Genomic DNA, 16110 nt, shown 5'->3' on the forward strand with positions numbered 1-16110 from the left:
TTAATTAAGAAATTCGTCCATATCGACTTGTTCACTGTCTATGGTATCTTTTACCGGTGCTTTCCAACAATCTACTTTTATCGAAAGATTGGCCGGTCGTTCAAATGGCCTTTCGGAAATTTTGAAGCTAAGGCTGTCGTCTTTATAACATTTTTTCATGAAAAGTCCCCATATCGGAAGTGCCATAGTAGCACCCTGACCGTACACTAAACTCTTAAAGTGAGCAGACCTGTCTTCATTACCAACCCATACTCCTGTAGCTAAATTAGGAACCATACCTACAAACCAACCGTCTGACTGGTTTTGTGTTGTTCCGGTTTTACCTGCAATAGGATTCGTAATAGCATACGGATAACCTGTCATACGGTTATAGCCCGTACCGCCGCCGCCGCCCCATTTCAATCGGGCGCCAGATCCACTTTCGGTAACACCTTCAAGCAGTTTGATAATGGCATAAGCAATGTCTTTGCTCAGTACATCTTTACTTTGTGGTTGTGTTCTATAAAGTACAGCACCACTCTTATCTTCTATTTTGGTAATTACCATTGGTTTCATATAAACACCCTGATTCGCAAATGTGCTATAAGCAGCAACCATATCGCTAACCGTAATTTCAACCGCTCCAAGAGCAATAGCAGGCTGTTCAGGAATTTTTGAGCTAACCCCTAATTTATGAGTCATATCAACAACTGCTTTAGGTCCAACTCTGTCAATCAGCTTAGCTGAAACAGTGTTGATAGAATTTGCCAGTGCTTGTTTATAAGTAACCAAACCTCTAAAAGTTCCACTTGAATTTTGCGGATTCCAGTCGGCATCAATACCATATTTACCTTTAGGCATGCTAAAAGGCTCATCGATAATTGAATCACATGGCGAAAGATGAAGCTGCTCGATAGCCGTTGCATATACAAACGGTTTAAAAGTAGACCCAACCTGTCTTGCTCCCTGCTGTACGTGATCGTACTGGAAGTGTTTGTAATTTATACCACCCACCCATGCTTTAACGTAACCTGTTACAGGCTCCATAGACATTAAACCTGATTGCAGGAAGTGTTTGTAATAGCGGATGGAATCCATAGGCGTCATTAAAGTATCTTTTTCACCTTTCCAGGTAAATACAGTCATATCGGTTTTCACCTTAAACGACTTGATAATTTCGTCTTCGTCTTTACCCTGGTCAGACATTATCCTCCAACGCTCAGAATTACGCATCGCTCTGTCTAATATCTTATTCGTTTCAACTTCAGATATATTTATAAAAGGTGCGTTCTTGTTTTTCTTCTGGTCAATAAAAAACTGTTCCTGAAGGTTGGCAAGGTGTTCGTCTACCGCTTCTTCTGCATACTTCTGCATTTTAGAATCTATGGTAGTGTATATTTTTAATCCGTCACGGTAAATATCATATTCTGTCCCATCCGGTTTTGGGTTTTCCTTAACCCATTTTTTCATGAACTCTCTAAGGTACTCTCTAAAGTAAGTAGCAATACCTTCGTTATGGCTTTCAGGATTGTAATCGGTTTTAATAGGCTCTTTTACCAATTTCTCTTTTACCGATTCTTCCAGTTTGCCATTTTTTACCATCTGGCCTAAAACGGTATTCCTTCTGTCGAAAACCATTTGTTTTCTCTTCTCCTTCATCGGGTTGTAAAGCGATGGGTTTTTTAGCATTCCTACTAAAACCGCCGATTCCTCTACCTTAAGGTCTCTTGGTTCTTTACCAAAATATACTTTTGATGCCGAACGGATACCTACAGCATGATTTACAAAATCTACCGTATTAAGGTACATTGCTATGATCTCTTCTTTTGTATATTGTCTTTCAAGACGTGTAGCAATAATCCACTCTTTTCCTTTTTGAATAATCCTCATGATAAGGTTTTTTGAACCTTCACCATGAAAAAGGTTTTTTGCCAGCTGCTGTGTTATTGTACTTGCACCACCGCTGCCTCCAAGGGTAACCATTGCACGTAATGTACCTTTAGAATCGATACCCGAATGCTCATAAAAACGCTCATCTTCTGTAGACACTAATGCATCTACAAGCGATTTTGGTAAATCGGCATATTTTACAGGCGTACGGTTTTCAAGGTAAAATTTACCTATGGTTTCGCCATCGGCTGATATGATTTCTGTAGCAACATTAGAGTCCGGATTCTCAAGCTGGTCAAAGCTTGGCATTTTCCCAAAAACACCCCACGAAGCCAACAGGAAGAAAAGGAATATCGACAACATACCGATACCAAATATCTTCCAGAATTTCTTTACATATACCGAATAATCTCCACCTTTATTCTTAGTATTCTTCTTTACTGCCATTTTAAAATTTTATTCTGTTGTCTCAATTCTGAAACCTAAATCGGTTATTCCTTCAAGCTCTTCCACTCCCGGCACCTGTCCGCCTTTGCGTACAGCATGCTGTATGCTTACCTTATATTTACCCGCTTTAGGGAAATTCACTTTCTCTTTATACCACAGCTTGCTCTCCTTAACGTCAGAGAAACCCTGACCCATAAGGGTACCATCCGGGTTTGCCATCTGGTATTCCAACGTGTCTACTTTAACAAGTTTTGTGCCAGGATCCTGCATTTGTACTATGAGGTACAGGTTGTTATATGGATAGGCGTTGTTACTTCTAACGTTAATAAACATGTTATATTTTGACACTGTGTCTTTCTGATCAAAGCTAAAGGAAACAATACTGTCTTTATTCCATTTACCGTTTAGCGATTTGTACTCGTCAAACACCCTCGATTTGTCGCAGGAGCAAACTAGAAAAAGTAGTGCAAAAGCTGCACAACTATTCTGCAGGGTTGTTGTTAGCATTCTTGTCGTTACCACCTTTGTCGTTAGGGTTCCTTTTGTTGCCATTCCTGTTGTTAGCGTTTCTGTTATTATTATTCCTGTCGTTTGGTTTTCTTTCTCCCGCAGGCTTTTCACTATTGTTATTCCTGTCGTTCGGTTTTCTTTCTCCAGCAGGTTTATCAGTATTATTGTTTCTTTCAATAGGCTTTCTTACTCCAACAGGTCTCGGATTATTGCTTTTCTCAATGATCTTTCTCTCGCCGGCAGGTTTATCACTATTGTTATTTTTCTCTATAGGTCTTCTGTCACCAGCCGGCCTGTCATTATTGTTATTCCTTTCAATAGGTCTTCTATCATTAGGTCTTCTATCACCTCCCGCAATTTCAGGTTTCTTATTGTCCTTATTGTTATTAGGCCTTCTCTTTTTCTTAGGCACATCAAAACGGGTAAGGCTGTCCTGGCCCATAGCATTCTGGAATGTTTTTTCAACCTCAGGAGCCACTTCTTCAATAGCATAATCTTCTAACGAAGCAACACGCTGTTTTAGCTTGTTAAGCTCTACAATTTCTTTAACCTGCTCTGCTTTTAGCACATGCCAGTGCGCCATGTTGTTTGTGTAAGCAAACCACATAAGCCCTTTAAATATATCTACCTTTTGGCAGAAAGCATCGCCTTTTTCGGTATATACTTTAGTATCCATATCCGGTAAACCTTTTAAGGCATCCAGGTAAGTATCAAGTTCGTAGTTAAGACAGCATTTAAGCTTACCGCACTGACCAGCCAGTTTTTGCGGATTTAACGACAGCTGCTGGTAACGCGCTGCCGACGTATTCACACTTCTAAAGTCAGTAAGCCAGGTAGAACAGCAAAGCTCGCGGCCACAAGATCCAATACCTCCAAGACGTGAAGCTTCCTGACGGAAACCTACTTGTTTCATCTCGATCCTGGTACTAAATTCGCGTGCAAAATCTTTAATCAGCTGTCTAAAGTCTACACGGTCGTTTGCCGTATAGTAGAATGTAGCCTTAGAGCCATCCCCCTGAAATTCGATATCCGATATTTTCATTTCGAGGCTTAGCCTTATCGCTATTTCCCTCGCGACTACTTTCATCGGTTCTTCCTTATCACGGGCATCACTCCAGATATCGATATCTTTTTGAGATGCTTTTCTGTAGATCTTAGCAATTTCGGCGTTGTTCTTTACATTCTTTTTCTTCATCTGGATCTTAACCAGTTCTCCGGTTAATGTTACAATACCAATATCGTGTCCCGGTGAAGCCTCTGTAGCAACAATGTCGCCTATGCTTAATGTTATTTTTTCGCTGTTGCGGTAAAATTCTTTTCGTCCGTTCTTAAAGCGTACCTCGACACAGTCAAAAGGTGCTTCGCCTCCCGGAAGGCTCATGTTAGAAAGCCAGTCAAAAACAGTTAGTTTGTTACAACTGTCTGTTCCGCAGGTTCCATTATTTTTACATCCCCGTGGTGTCCCATCTTTGGACCCCGTAGAACAGTTTGTACATGCCATAGTTTAGTTATATATATAGATCGTGGCTTAGCCACTACGATTCTTGTTATTAGTAAAAACGGTTTTGCGGGTAAAGATACTATTTTTTTGCGGGATTGGTACACTATACAAAGTACTGAGCATGAGTCGGCATGCCCGAAAGAAGCTCAGAATCGCCCTATGTTTTTGCCTGAAATTATCCTATAAAAAAATCCCGCTCAATGAGCGGGATTCCTTATATATAAAAGCAGCTGTTATCCCACTATCTTAAACAATTTGTCTGAAAGACGTATTCTGAAAGGCAGGTTAATAGTAACCTTATCTCCTTTTACAGCAACTGTATTCTCTTTACCGTTTACAAACATTTTTTCTACAACAATTTGCTCTTCTCCGGTACTTGGACCCGATATTAAAAGCTTGTCACCAATGTTTAGTTCGTCGTTTTCAATAATAAACTGACCCACTTCAGCTTTAGGATAGTAATGTTCCCCTTTACCGATAAGTATTTTTTTGATCTTTACTTTGGCTGCAGATTTTACTTTTGGTGCTGATGCTAATGAAACATCCGATACGCCTTCGCCTGATTTCTTGAATTTCAAACGGTCTGATTTTCCTTTTTTGAAGATCATGTTACCATTCATAGTTCCTCGGCGTAATGCTTTTTGTTCTTCTTCGCTTAGGTGCATTACATCCTGGCAAGCTGCCGAACAGCAATTGTCTGATGCTTCCTTGCACTCATCACACTGAATGAACAACAGGTGGCAGGCTTCGTTAGCACAGTTAGTATGGTTGTCGCATGGCTTACCGCACTGGTGGCACTGCGATACAATATCATCGGTAATACGCTCACCTAATCTGGCATCAAATACAAAGTTTTTACCAATGAATTTACTCTCTAACCCTTCGGCTTTTACCTGACGCGTGTATTCTATAATACCGCCTTCCAATTGGAAAACGTTTTTAAAACCTTTGTGCTTAAAGAAAGCCGAAGCTTTCTCACAACGGATTCCTCCGGTGCAGTACATCAGCAGGTTTTTATCTTCTTTATGATCGGCAAGCTGATTCTCTATAATAGGTAATGATTCCCTGAACGTATCAACATCGGGAGTGATGGCACTACGGAAATGACCTATTTCGCTTTCATAGTGGTTACGCATGTCTACCACGATCGTGTTAGGATCTTCCAGCATTTTGTTGAAGTCGTTTGCACCAAGGTGCGTACCGCCATCCATTACATCAAACGTGTCATCATTAAGTCCGTCGGCAACAATTTTATCACGCACTTTAATCGTAAGCTTAAGGAACGAATGGTCATCGTGCTCTACTGCTACATTAAGGCGTATTCCTTTTAAGAACGGAATGGTATCTAAATGGTCTTTGAATTCGTAGAAATGATCTGCCGGGAGCGAAAGTTGTGCATTTATACCTTCGTTGGCAACATAGATTCTTCCTAAAACCACCAGTGGGTTCCAGGCTAAGAAAAGCGAATCTCTAAATTGTTTTGGATCGTTAATGGGCGCGTAAGCGTAGAAAGACAAAGTAAGTCTTTGTTTGCCGGACTGGTCTATAAGTTCGGCTCTTTCTTCTGCGCTTAAAGTGTTGAACAGTTGCATGCTATACAAGTTTTAAGTGAGAATATGTATGTAATGCGGCCTCTAATGGCGCGACCGCGGTGCAAAGGTAGAACTTTTTGGGAATTGAGCAAAATAGATTTATTCAATACTATTTTATAAAACTTTCATCTCTGATTTTATCAAATCCATTCCCAAAAAATAAACTTATCCACAACCCTCTTCTCCACATTGCTACAACAAAAAAAAGCACTATTTTTACGGTCAAATCTATACAAAAAATGAGCGCAGATAAAGAAGCAAAACTAAAGGCATTACAGCTAACGCTAGACAAATTAGATAAGTCTTATGGTAAAGGCACCGTAATGCGTTTAGGAGATAAAGCAGTAGAAGAAGTAGAATCTATTCCGTCGGGATCTTTGGGCGTAGACCTTGCATTAGGTGTTAACGGTTACCCGCGCGGAAGGATAATAGAAATATATGGACCGGAATCTTCGGGTAAAACAACCCTTACGCTTCATGCTATTGCCGAAGCGCAAAAAGCGGGCGGTATCGCTGCCTTTATTGATGCGGAGCATGCTTTTGACCGTGGTTATGCCGAAAAACTTGGCGTAGACGTTGAAAATCTTATCATTTCTCAACCCGACAACGGTGAGCAGGCATTGGAAATTGCCGAAAACCTTATCCGTTCTGGAGCTATCGATATTGTTGTAATTGACTCGGTTGCGGCGCTTACGCCAAAAAGTGAGATCGAAGGTGAAATGGGAGACTCAAAAATGGGACTTCACGCACGTTTGATGTCTCAGGCACTGAGAAAATTAACGGCGACTATCAGTAAAACAAACTGTACTGTTTTCTTTATCAACCAGCTTCGTGAAAAGATCGGGGTAATGTTTGGTAACCCGGAAACAACTACGGGTGGTAACGCACTTAAATTTTATGCATCGGTAAGGATCGATATCCGTCGTGCTGCACAAATAAAAGACGGTGAAAATGTAATTGGTAACCGTACTAAAGTAAAGATCGTTAAAAATAAAGTGGCTCCGCCTTTTAGAACGGCAGAGTTTGACATCATGTATGGCGAAGGTGTTTCTAAAACCGGCGAAATACTTGACCTGGCAGTAGAATTTGAGATCATTAAAAAATCAGGTTCATGGTTTAGCTACGGCGACACAAAACTGGGCCAGGGCCGTGATGCGGTTAAGGCTTTGATAAAAGATAATCCGGAAATGGCCGACGAACTGGAACTAAAAATAAAAGACGTTATTAAAGAAAATATGTCATAATCAATTAAACCCGAATTTTTCGGGTTTTTTTATTATAAACACGCAACCTTTTTGCGTTTTTTGTATCTTACCTTATATTGAGATCTCTTGAAACGATTTATGAAAAAGCTTTTCTTATTACTTAGTACTCTGTTTATTATCTCTTCCTGTTCTTTGGACGAAGATAAACCGCTGTATGTTATGGAATTCCTTCCTATACAAAGCGTTGAGTACCCTGAATATCTTGTTCCCGGTGAAACGTATCAAATGAAAGTGAAATACATCAAACCTAATGGCTGTTATGTGTTTGACCGCTTCCATATTGAAGAAGATGGCAATACCATTCTTATTGCTGTACAAACAATGTTCCGAATAGATTCTGAATGTAAAAAAACAGAGAACATAATTGCCGAAGAGTCTTTTAGCTTTAAATGCAAAGAAGCTTCTGCGGACGGTAACGATACGTATGTTTTTAAATTTTACACAGGCTTAGATGCTAAGGGTAATAAAACATATTTTAAACTGGAATATTTTTTCCATTAATATTTAAAAACTAATAAACAGGTACTATTGGGTTTAGACCAGCTCATACAGGATTGTCAAAAGAACAGCATCAGGGCTCAGGAACAGTTATACAAACTGTTAGCTCCGAAGCTGTTTTCGGCATGCCTTAAGTATTCGCGCAACCGCGCAGATGCTGAAGACAACCTGCAGGATGGTTTTTTACTGATCTTTCAAAAAATAGGGCAGTTCCATTTTAAAGGATCTTTTGAAGGATGGGCCAAAAGGGTAATGATCAATAACGTGCTCCAAAGATACAGGTCGGAAGGTGTGTTTGAGCTCGTTACCGAAAACATGCCCGATGTGATTGATGTAGAAATTGAGAGCGAAAGCATATCAATGGAATACCTGGTAAGCATAATACAGGAACTGCCTGACCGGTACAGAATGGTTTTTAACCTCTATGTTATAGACGGTTATTCGCACAAAGAAATTGCCGAGATGCTCTCTATTACAGATGGCACCTCTAAATCTAACCTTGCACGCGCAAGAATGATATTAAAAGAAAAAATTGAAGCCCTACAGGGCAATAGTATACCATCGGTAAAATGAATGAAAGAAAAAACATAGACAGACTCTTCCAGGAAAAGTTCAAGGACTTTGAAGTGGCGCCGCCTGAATTTGTATGGGAAAACATACGGGAGGTTCTTGAGGAGAAGAAAAAACGCAGAGTCATTCCTATATGGATACGACTATCTGGCGTGGCGGCTGTATTGCTCATCAGTGGGGTTTTGGTTACACTGTTTTTTAATGAATCAAACAGTAAAACCAACACTAACCCTGTTGTTATAGAAACCCAAAATGCAACGCCAAAAGACCCTTTACAAACAGCTCCAAACAGCACAACCACGGATTCCGGTACTTCATCCGGAAGTGAGGCTGGCACAAATGCCGGCAATAGTGCTAATGACAGCGATGTAAACACAGCAGTAGCTAATGGGAATGATAATACAAATAATTCGGGCACAAATGCAAACGGCGCCGGAATCAACACTATTATAAAAACCGGAACGCCACTTCCTGTATTTAATACTAAAAATAATACTGTTGCCAATAAAGACCATAATGCTAATGCAGCAGGAATGAATAAAAATAACGGTAAAAGGATAAAACAAAACAAAGCGACAATACAGCAGGGCGAAGCCTTTGCAGTTTCTCAGGGATCACAAAAAACATCCGGCAAAGAAAACAAAAATGCTAATGCTGCTAATGACGGCTCTACTTTCAACAAAACCGGCACTGCACAAAACACATTAAATGAAGGCATTGCCAACACCAATAAAAAATCATCAATCAACAATCAAACAGTTGCACCTAACAACAGGTTAAACGAACAATCAAAACAAACAGACGGTACTAAGAACATCCTTCCTGCAACAAAAGAAGGTATTGCTAATAACACCAATAATTCGGGTAATTCAGCAGCGAAAACCATCTCTGATAAAACTGCTATCGATACTGCCACAAAACAGGGCAACACTATAATTGACAAGAACATTCCTGCAACAGAAGCTATGGCTCAAACAGTTGTTGATACTGCTGCAACTGTTGTTCCTGAAAATGAATTGGAAAAACTACTTAGAGAAAAACTAAGCGGAAAGAAAGATGAAGATAAAGCCGTTGCAGAAAAAAGCAACAAAAGCAAATGGAATGTAAAACCACAGGTAGCTCCTATATTTTTTAGTTCTCTTTCTGAAGGCTCTCCAATAAACGAGCAGTTTGCCTCTAACAGCAAGACTTATGATAATGACATGAGTTTTGGAGTCGGAGTGAACTATGCCCTTAGCGATAGAATAACAATTCGTACAGGTATCAATACCGTTAATCTAAATTATGCCACAAACGACATTGCTTTCCATGCTTCTTTAAACGGGCAGACATCTAACATCATTGAAACCAGGAATACTGCCAATATTGTTATTCAGAATGCCAATACTCTTGAACCGGCAACCTTTATAATAGACGGTCAGCCATCGCAAGCCGTTAATGGCTCTATGATGCAGAAAACAGGCTATCTGGAAGTTCCGTTAGAAATGTCTTATGCATTAATAAACAAAAAATTCGGTATTGATGTTATTGGTGGTGTGAGCACATTGTTCCTTAATCAGAATAATGTAAGTGTGGTATCTTCCGAAGGTTTAAGCACTCAGGTAGGTCAGGCAGAAAATCTTAATAACGTACACTTTAGTACCAATATAGGTGTGGGCTTTAAATACCGTTTCTGGGATTCTTTTGAAGCAAACTTCGAACCTATGTTCAAGTACCAGGTAAATACATTTAGCAGGGATGCAGGTAACTTCAAACCTTATTTTATAGGTCTGTATTCCGGTGTAAGTTTTAGTTTTTAAATTGTCCGATTACCATTTGGGTAATTCATCATAAAAGCACCCATGAGGTGCTTTTATTTTTTTTGGAATATCAGGAGCTGATTGTAAATTATCTGTCTTACCTGGTCTTTTACTGTTTTCTTATCGTCAAGGGTCATCCCTTTTGTTTCTACAAACGAATGTACTTTTGCTCTCATGATACCGGGGCTGCCACTAAAAAAATTGAACGAGAATCGTTTTTTATTATCGGCAAATGTCATAGGCACTATAGGTATCTGGTGTTCTATTGCAAGCCTGAATGCACCATCTTTAAACTCATCCAGCAATACCGTTTCATCTTCGGTTACTCCTCCTTCAGGAAATATACAAATACTCAATCCCTGATCCAGTCGCTTTTGCGCACGCTTAAAAACTTCAAAACGGCTTTTAGAACTGTTCCTGTCTACCAGTATACAGGTGCGTTTGTAAAAGAATCCGAAAATGGGAATTTTCACCAATTCTTTCTTACCTACAAAAACAAATGGGTTTTTAGAAATAACCAGCATCAGCATAATATCGGTCATCGATGTATGATTTGCCACCAGCATATAGCTCTTCCTTTTATCCAATTGCTCATCGCGGTCTATCTTATAATAAAAGCCCATACCAAACAGGATAATCTTTGCCCAAAAACGAGCCAGAATAAAAAACTGCGGATAGGTTTTCTCAGACAATATCGACGGTATAAGTAATGGTGACATTATAATAATGGGCACTCCCATTAAAATGTAAAACCATACCCGCCATAATGTCCACAAAAAATACTTGACTATTTTCATATTTCCCAAATGTAAGAATTCAATCCTTTATTTTAGAGGCAAAACCTTTACCTTTGTAAAAAATTTTAAACGCATACCATGTCAAGAATATTAACCGGTATACAAAGTACAGGAACCCCGCACTTAGGTAACCTTTTAGGAGCATTACTGCCAGCTATAGAAATGGCAAACAAACCCGAAAATGATTCTTATTTATTTATTGCCGATCTACATTCTGCTACGCAGATAAAAGACGGGAAGACATTAAGAGACAACACCAATAGTGTAGCTGCAACCTGGCTTGCGTGCGGACTTGATATTAACAAAGTTGTTTTTTACCGCCAAAGCGATGTACCTCAAACTACAGAGCTTTCATGGTACCTGAGCTGCTTTTTCCCTTTTCAGCGCTTAACGCTTGCGCATTCTTTTAAAGATAAGGCCGACAGGCTGGAAGACGTAAACGCAGGTTTATTTACCTATCCTATGCTTATGGCTGCTGACATCCTTTTGTATGATGCCGAGTTTGTACCCGTAGGGAAAGATCAGGTGCAGCATATCGAAATTACCCGTGATGTAGCTTCCCGTTTTAACCACCAAATGGGCGAAACGTTTGTACTTCCGGAAGCAATTACAAGTGACGATACTAAAATTGTACCGGGTATTGATGGAGAAAAAATGAGTAAGTCCCGTAATAACTTTATCAATATCTTTCAGGAAGACAAACCACTTAGAAAACAGGTCATGGCAATTGAAACTGACAGTACACCTCTGGAAGAACCTAAAAACCCAGATACCTGTAATGTATTTGCTATATACAGACTGATGGCAACACCGGAACAAATAGAAGTGATGAGAGCTAATTACCTTGGAGGCAATTATGGTTATGGTCATGCCAAGCAGGCATTGTTTGAACTGATTGTAGAGAACTTTAAGACGACTAGAGAAAAATATAGTTACTATATGGCTAACCTTCATGAAGTAGATGCCTTATTAAAAGCGGGTGCCGAAAAAGCTTGCGTTGTAGCAAACGGAGTACTAAAGAAAGTAAGAGAAAAAATGGGTTACGAATAATAACCTCATTATATCAATATATAAAATATTAGGCAGCCACAAATTACAGTAATTTGTGGCTGTTTTTTTTGAATGCTAAATTGCTTCAAACAGTTTACCGGGCAATGGTCTTATTACACCTTTCAGTTCCATAGTAAGGAGAATTGATGAAATTCTAAAAATTGGCATTTCGCAGCTAAGGGAAATAACATCCATAAGTTCTTTACCATTTTTCTGGAGGTAATCATATATTTTTTGTTCGTCATTATCAAGTACAACAAACAATTGCTTTTGTACCGGTTTTTTCTTCGTTTCTTCCAATTCCCAGTTAAGCATATAAATAAGATCAGCAGCGCCTGTTAGTAAATTGGCCTTTTGGCTTCTGATGAGATTATTGCAGCCAATACTATATTTATCGGTAATGCGACCTGGAACAGCAAACACATCCCTGTTATAGTCGTTGGCAATATTCGCCGTAATAAGCGACCCGCCTTTATCGGCGCTTTCTATAATAATAGTAGCTTCAGATAATCCGGCGACTATGCGGTTACGTTTTACGAAATTCTCTTTATCTGGATTAGCGGTACTCCAAAACTCGGTCATAAAGCCACCATTCTCTTCCATTTTTGCTACATATTTTTTATGTACTTTAGGATACACCTGATTTAAACCATGAGCCACAACACCTATTGTTTGGAGATTGTGCTCCATAGCAACAGCATGTGCATGGATATCTACCCCATACGCAAACCCACTTATAATCACGGGATTTAAAGGCGCTAGGTCTTCAATAAGTTTACGACAAAAATCAGAACCATAAGAAGTCATTTGGCGCGTACCCACAATGCTTATCGTTTTACGTCCTTCGAGTTGAATATTTCCTGAAGTAAATAAAATCACAGGTCCGTCTACACAATGCTTTAATCTGTCAGGATATTCTTTATCCTGAAAATAAACTGCATTAATAGCATTATCTCTTATAAATTTCACCTCGGCTTCAGCCAATTTAAAAACTATAGGATTTTTAAGATTGTTATAAACCATTTCACCAATACCATCTATAGCAAGTATTTGCGCTTTTTTTGCTGCAAAAACAGCTTGGGCAGAACCTAAATGGTTGATCAGTCTTTTGGCAACAATATCGCCAACTCCTTCTACACGCATGAGCGCCAGAACATTAAATAATTCAGTATCAGTCATCAATAATAATTAAAGAGCGATTAGACGATAATTTCGAATTGTTAATAACATTTGTGAATAAAATTTTGCAACCACATGCTAATTGTTAATTTTGTTCTTATGATGATAGAAAAACATATATCGGCTTTATTGTATCGTTACCAGTGCGTTACTGTTCCCGGGTTTGGTGCATTCCTTACCGAGATACAGTCTGCGCAGTTAAATAATGACACTCATACCTTCTATCCACCAAAAAAACTAATTTCCTTTAATGCGAATTTAAAGAATAATGATGGGCTTTTAGCCAATCATATCGCCTTACAGGAAAAAATTTCTTACGATCAGGCAGTTGCTAATATCAGCCGTGAGATAGAATCATGGTTTGATAAGCTTCAAAGCCATCAAACAGTGGTACTTAAGAATTTAGGAGAAATGACTTACAACGTTGAAGGCAGTCTTGTTTTCGTGCCAAACACTCCTATAAATTATTTTACCGACGCTTTTGGTCTTAGTACCATAATATCGCCGGCAGTAAGAAGAGAAGAGCTAAAAGCAGAGGTTGAAGCTTTAGAAGAAAAAGCACCTATCATATTCACTCCTGAAAGAAGAAAGAATTACTCTTACCTTAAATATGCAGCGGTGTTTGCTCTTATGACAAGCATAGGCGGTGCAGGTTTTAAAATGTATCGTGATAACAAAATAGATCAGGAAACATTACTGGTAGAGCAATCTGTCCAGGAAAAAGTAAACAACAAAATACAGCAGGCGACTTTCTTTATAGAAAATCCGCTTCCTGCGGTTAAGCTTTCACTTAAAGAAGACAAATCTACTTATCCATACCACGTGGTTGCAGGTGCTTTTCGAAGCAAAGCAAATGCTGCTAAAGCTATGAAAGAACTTATCGCTAAAGGATTTAAAGCGCGCCAGCTGGAGAAAAACCAATTTGGATTATACCCTGTTTTATATGGTAGTTTTGCAACGTATGCAGATGCACATCAAAACATGAAAAAAATACACAAGACAGAAGACAAAGAAGCCTGGCTGCTTGTAAAAGAATTATAAAATTCAATCCTCCGTTTCGGGGGATTTTTTTTGCATCTGCCCTATCTTTGCAAAAAAAACATATGCAGGCAAAATATCCTTCAGACTCTATATGTATAATGACCGACCTGGTTTTACCGGGCGAGACCAATCCGCTTAACAACCTCTTTGGGGGCGAATTATTAGCGCGAATGGACCGTGCCGCAAGTATAGCTGCCAGAAGGCATTCACGTAGAATTGTAGTAACAGCATCGGTAAATCACGTAGCCTTTAACCGTGCTATCCCTCTGGGCAGCGTTGTTACAATAGAGGCTAAGGTATCGCGTACCTTTAGAACGTCTATGGAAATTTTCATAGATGTATGGATCGAAGACCGCGAATCGGGGAACAGAACGAAAGCCAACGAGGCTATCTATACTTTTGTAGCTGTAGATGAAACAGGAAGACCTGTAGAGGTTCCACTTATTGAACCTGAAACAGAAATTGAAAAACAACGATTTGAAGCAGCATTGCGACGCAAACAACTAAGCTTAGTACTTGCCGGTAAATTAGCTCCAAATGAAGCTACCGAACTCAAAGCATTATTTATGTCATAAAAAAAACCCGCTCATGAGCGGGTTTTTTTTATGCTTTTATTATTTCGTTATCCAGCTCGATGGATTAAGCGGTGTTGTATTTTGCATGATATAAAACGTTAGTGCCGTTTTACCCGATGGGCTTGTTGCCACTGTACCTATAGTATCTTTGGTACTCACCTTATCTCCGGTTCTTACATTTATAGTACTCAGGTTACAGTATACTGTTATAAAGTCACCATGGCTTATTAATACGATCTTATTTCTTGTACCGCCTATAACCTGTACATCCAGTACTTCACCATTAAAGATAGATCGTACAGTAGTACCCGGTTTCGTAGTAATTTCGATACTCTTGCTGTCTATCTGGAAATTATTCCCAAATGGATCTCTTTGCAAACCAAACTTAACAGATACAGCTCCCTCTGCAACCGGCCATGGTAATTTACCTTTATTCGCCTTAAAGCTGTCCGACTCCAGTTTACTTTCTTTAGTAAGTGTGATCTTGTTTGTTGTTGCTTTAGTAGCAGGTGCAGCTTTTGCAGCAGCGACAGCGGTTTCTTTTCCCTTTTTCTTCTCAGCAGGTGTTGCTTTGGCAGCAGCAGCCTTCACAGCGGCGGCTTTAGCGGCAGCGGTTTTGGCAGCAGCTTTTTCTGCGGCTCTTTTATTAGCCGCAATAATAGCATCTTTAATAATCTTATCGATTTTTCTATCAATGTCTTTTTGTTCCTTTTGCTTTTTCTTAATATCAGCAGCATATTTTTTCTTATCCTTCTGGATACTCTTCACCAACTGCTCCTGCTCTTCCTTATCTTTTTCTAATACTTCCTTTTGATCTTCACTTTCGGCAAGCAGCTTTTCTTTTTCTTTTTTCTGTCCGCCAAGTGCTGCATCTAACCTTTCGGCTTCAGCCATTTTGCTTTTAATTTCTTCACCCTGTATTTTCCTGAAACTGCTAAACTGTTTCATATACTGCATACGTTTATAGGCCTGAAGAAACGTTTCAGACGAAAGTATAAACATAATACGGCTTTGTTCTGATCGGTTTTTATAAGCCTTCACAATCATGTTGGCATAATCTTCCTTAAGTACATTAAGCTCTTTAGTAAGCTTATTTATTTTGATCTGATTGGTATAGATGTCATCGGTGAGCAGGCGGGTTTGCTTCGTGGTAGTACTGATAAGATTTTCGCTAAGCTTAATTTTAGTACGGTTATCGTCTATTTTATTAAGCACTGTTTTCTCTTTCTTGTTTTCTTTACTTACAAGATTTCGCAGCTCTTCCATTTCTTTAAGTATTTGCGCCTTGCGCTCTTCCAGCTTTTTTTGCTGAGCACTTTGCCCCCAGCTGAGAGTAGTAAAACAAATAAGAAGAATAGTAAGGAAAAATTTTGTCATGCGAAAAAAGGAAAATTTTGTCAAAGGTAAGAGTATTATA

14 protein-coding genes are annotated in these 16110 nt (G+C 39.2%); 7 read left to right on the forward strand and 7 right to left on the reverse strand.

The genetic code is table 11. From position 1 onward, the window contains the following. The 4 genes from EPI11_RS10735 to trhO all read right to left on the reverse strand — a co-directional run bounded on the left by EPI11_RS10735 (position 1) and on the right by trhO (position 5919). A complete protein-coding gene (locus EPI11_RS10735; RefSeq protein WP_128389969.1) occupies positions 1-2316 on the reverse strand; it encodes a penicillin-binding protein 1A in 2316 nt (771 codons plus the stop codon). Between the two features lie 9 nt (positions 2317-2325). Continuing rightward, positions 2326-2823, reverse strand: a complete 498-nt coding sequence (locus tag EPI11_RS10740; protein WP_128390087.1) for a gliding motility lipoprotein GldH — start codon at positions 2821-2823, stop codon at positions 2326-2328. Continuing rightward, positions 2798-4327 (reverse strand): PSP1 domain-containing protein, encoded by a 1530-nt coding sequence (locus EPI11_RS10745; protein ID WP_128389970.1) that lies wholly within the window; start codon positions 4325-4327, stop codon positions 2798-2800. The genes EPI11_RS10740 and EPI11_RS10745 overlap by 26 nt, the downstream gene beginning before the upstream one ends. A 233-nt stretch (positions 4328-4560) precedes the next feature. Further along, the gene (trhO, locus tag EPI11_RS10750) at positions 4561-5919 is read right to left on the reverse strand and encodes an oxygen-dependent tRNA uridine(34) hydroxylase TrhO (RefSeq protein ID WP_128389971.1); all 1359 of its coding nucleotides are present in this window, start codon (positions 5917-5919) and stop codon (positions 4561-4563) included. Between the two features lie 239 nt (positions 5920-6158). On the opposite strand from trhO, the gene recA reads away from it, so the two are divergent. The 4 genes from recA to EPI11_RS10770 all read left to right on the forward strand — a co-directional run bounded on the left by recA (position 6159) and on the right by EPI11_RS10770 (position 10051). Further along, on the forward strand, positions 6159-7163 hold the full coding sequence (recA, locus tag EPI11_RS10755; RefSeq protein WP_128389972.1) for a recombinase RecA: 1005 nt from the start codon (positions 6159-6161) through the stop codon (positions 7161-7163). A 99-nt stretch (positions 7164-7262) separates the two neighbouring features. Further along, positions 7263-7685: a hypothetical protein gene (locus EPI11_RS10760; RefSeq protein ID WP_128389973.1), complete on the forward strand. Its 423-nt coding sequence runs from the start codon at positions 7263-7265 to the stop codon at positions 7683-7685. Between the two features lie 27 nt (positions 7686-7712). Continuing rightward, entirely contained in the window at positions 7713-8255 is a 543-nt protein-coding gene (locus EPI11_RS10765; protein WP_128389974.1) for an RNA polymerase sigma factor, read from the forward strand. Beyond that, entirely contained in the window at positions 8252-10051 is a 1800-nt protein-coding gene (locus EPI11_RS10770; protein ID WP_128389975.1) for an outer membrane beta-barrel protein, read from the forward strand. The genes EPI11_RS10765 and EPI11_RS10770 overlap by 4 nt, the downstream gene beginning before the upstream one ends. Before the next feature lie 53 nt (positions 10052-10104). On the opposite strand, the gene EPI11_RS10775 is transcribed toward EPI11_RS10770, so the two are convergent. Next, the gene (locus tag EPI11_RS10775; protein WP_128389976.1) at positions 10105-10848 is read right to left on the reverse strand and encodes a lysophospholipid acyltransferase family protein; all 744 of its coding nucleotides are present in this window, start codon (positions 10846-10848) and stop codon (positions 10105-10107) included. A 78-nt stretch (positions 10849-10926) separates the two neighbouring features. Here EPI11_RS10775 and trpS point away from each other — a divergent pair, with 78 nt between their 5' ends. Beyond that, positions 10927-11898, forward strand: a complete 972-nt coding sequence (gene trpS, locus EPI11_RS10780; RefSeq protein WP_128389977.1) for a tryptophan--tRNA ligase — start codon at positions 10927-10929, stop codon at positions 11896-11898. Positions 11899-11973: 75 nt separating this feature from the next. On the opposite strand, the gene dprA is transcribed toward trpS, so the two are convergent. Then, positions 11974-13077 carry a DNA-processing protein DprA gene (gene dprA, locus EPI11_RS10785; protein ID WP_128389978.1) on the reverse strand — a complete coding sequence of 368 codons (1104 nt, stop codon included), beginning with the start codon at positions 13075-13077 and terminating at the stop codon, positions 11974-11976. 99 nt (positions 13078-13176) lie between these two features. On the opposite strand from dprA, the gene EPI11_RS10790 reads away from it, so the two are divergent. Next, entirely contained in the window at positions 13177-14118 is a 942-nt protein-coding gene (locus EPI11_RS10790; RefSeq protein WP_128389979.1) for an HU domain-containing protein, read from the forward strand. A 62-nt stretch (positions 14119-14180) separates the two neighbouring features. Continuing rightward, positions 14181-14693, forward strand: coding sequence for an acyl-CoA thioesterase (locus EPI11_RS10795; protein ID WP_128389980.1), 513 nt, complete (start codon positions 14181-14183; stop codon positions 14691-14693). Between the two features lie 39 nt (positions 14694-14732). Here EPI11_RS10795 and EPI11_RS10800 read toward each other — a convergent pair whose 3' ends face one another. Next, positions 14733-16070: a murein hydrolase activator EnvC family protein gene (locus EPI11_RS10800; RefSeq protein WP_128389981.1), complete on the reverse strand. Its 1338-nt coding sequence runs from the start codon at positions 16068-16070 to the stop codon at positions 14733-14735. Positions 16071-16110: the final 40 nt, after the last annotated feature.

This window comes from Flavobacterium cerinum (assembly GCF_004028155.1).
GTDB lineage: Bacteria > Bacteroidota > Bacteroidia > Flavobacteriales > Flavobacteriaceae > Flavobacterium > Flavobacterium cerinum.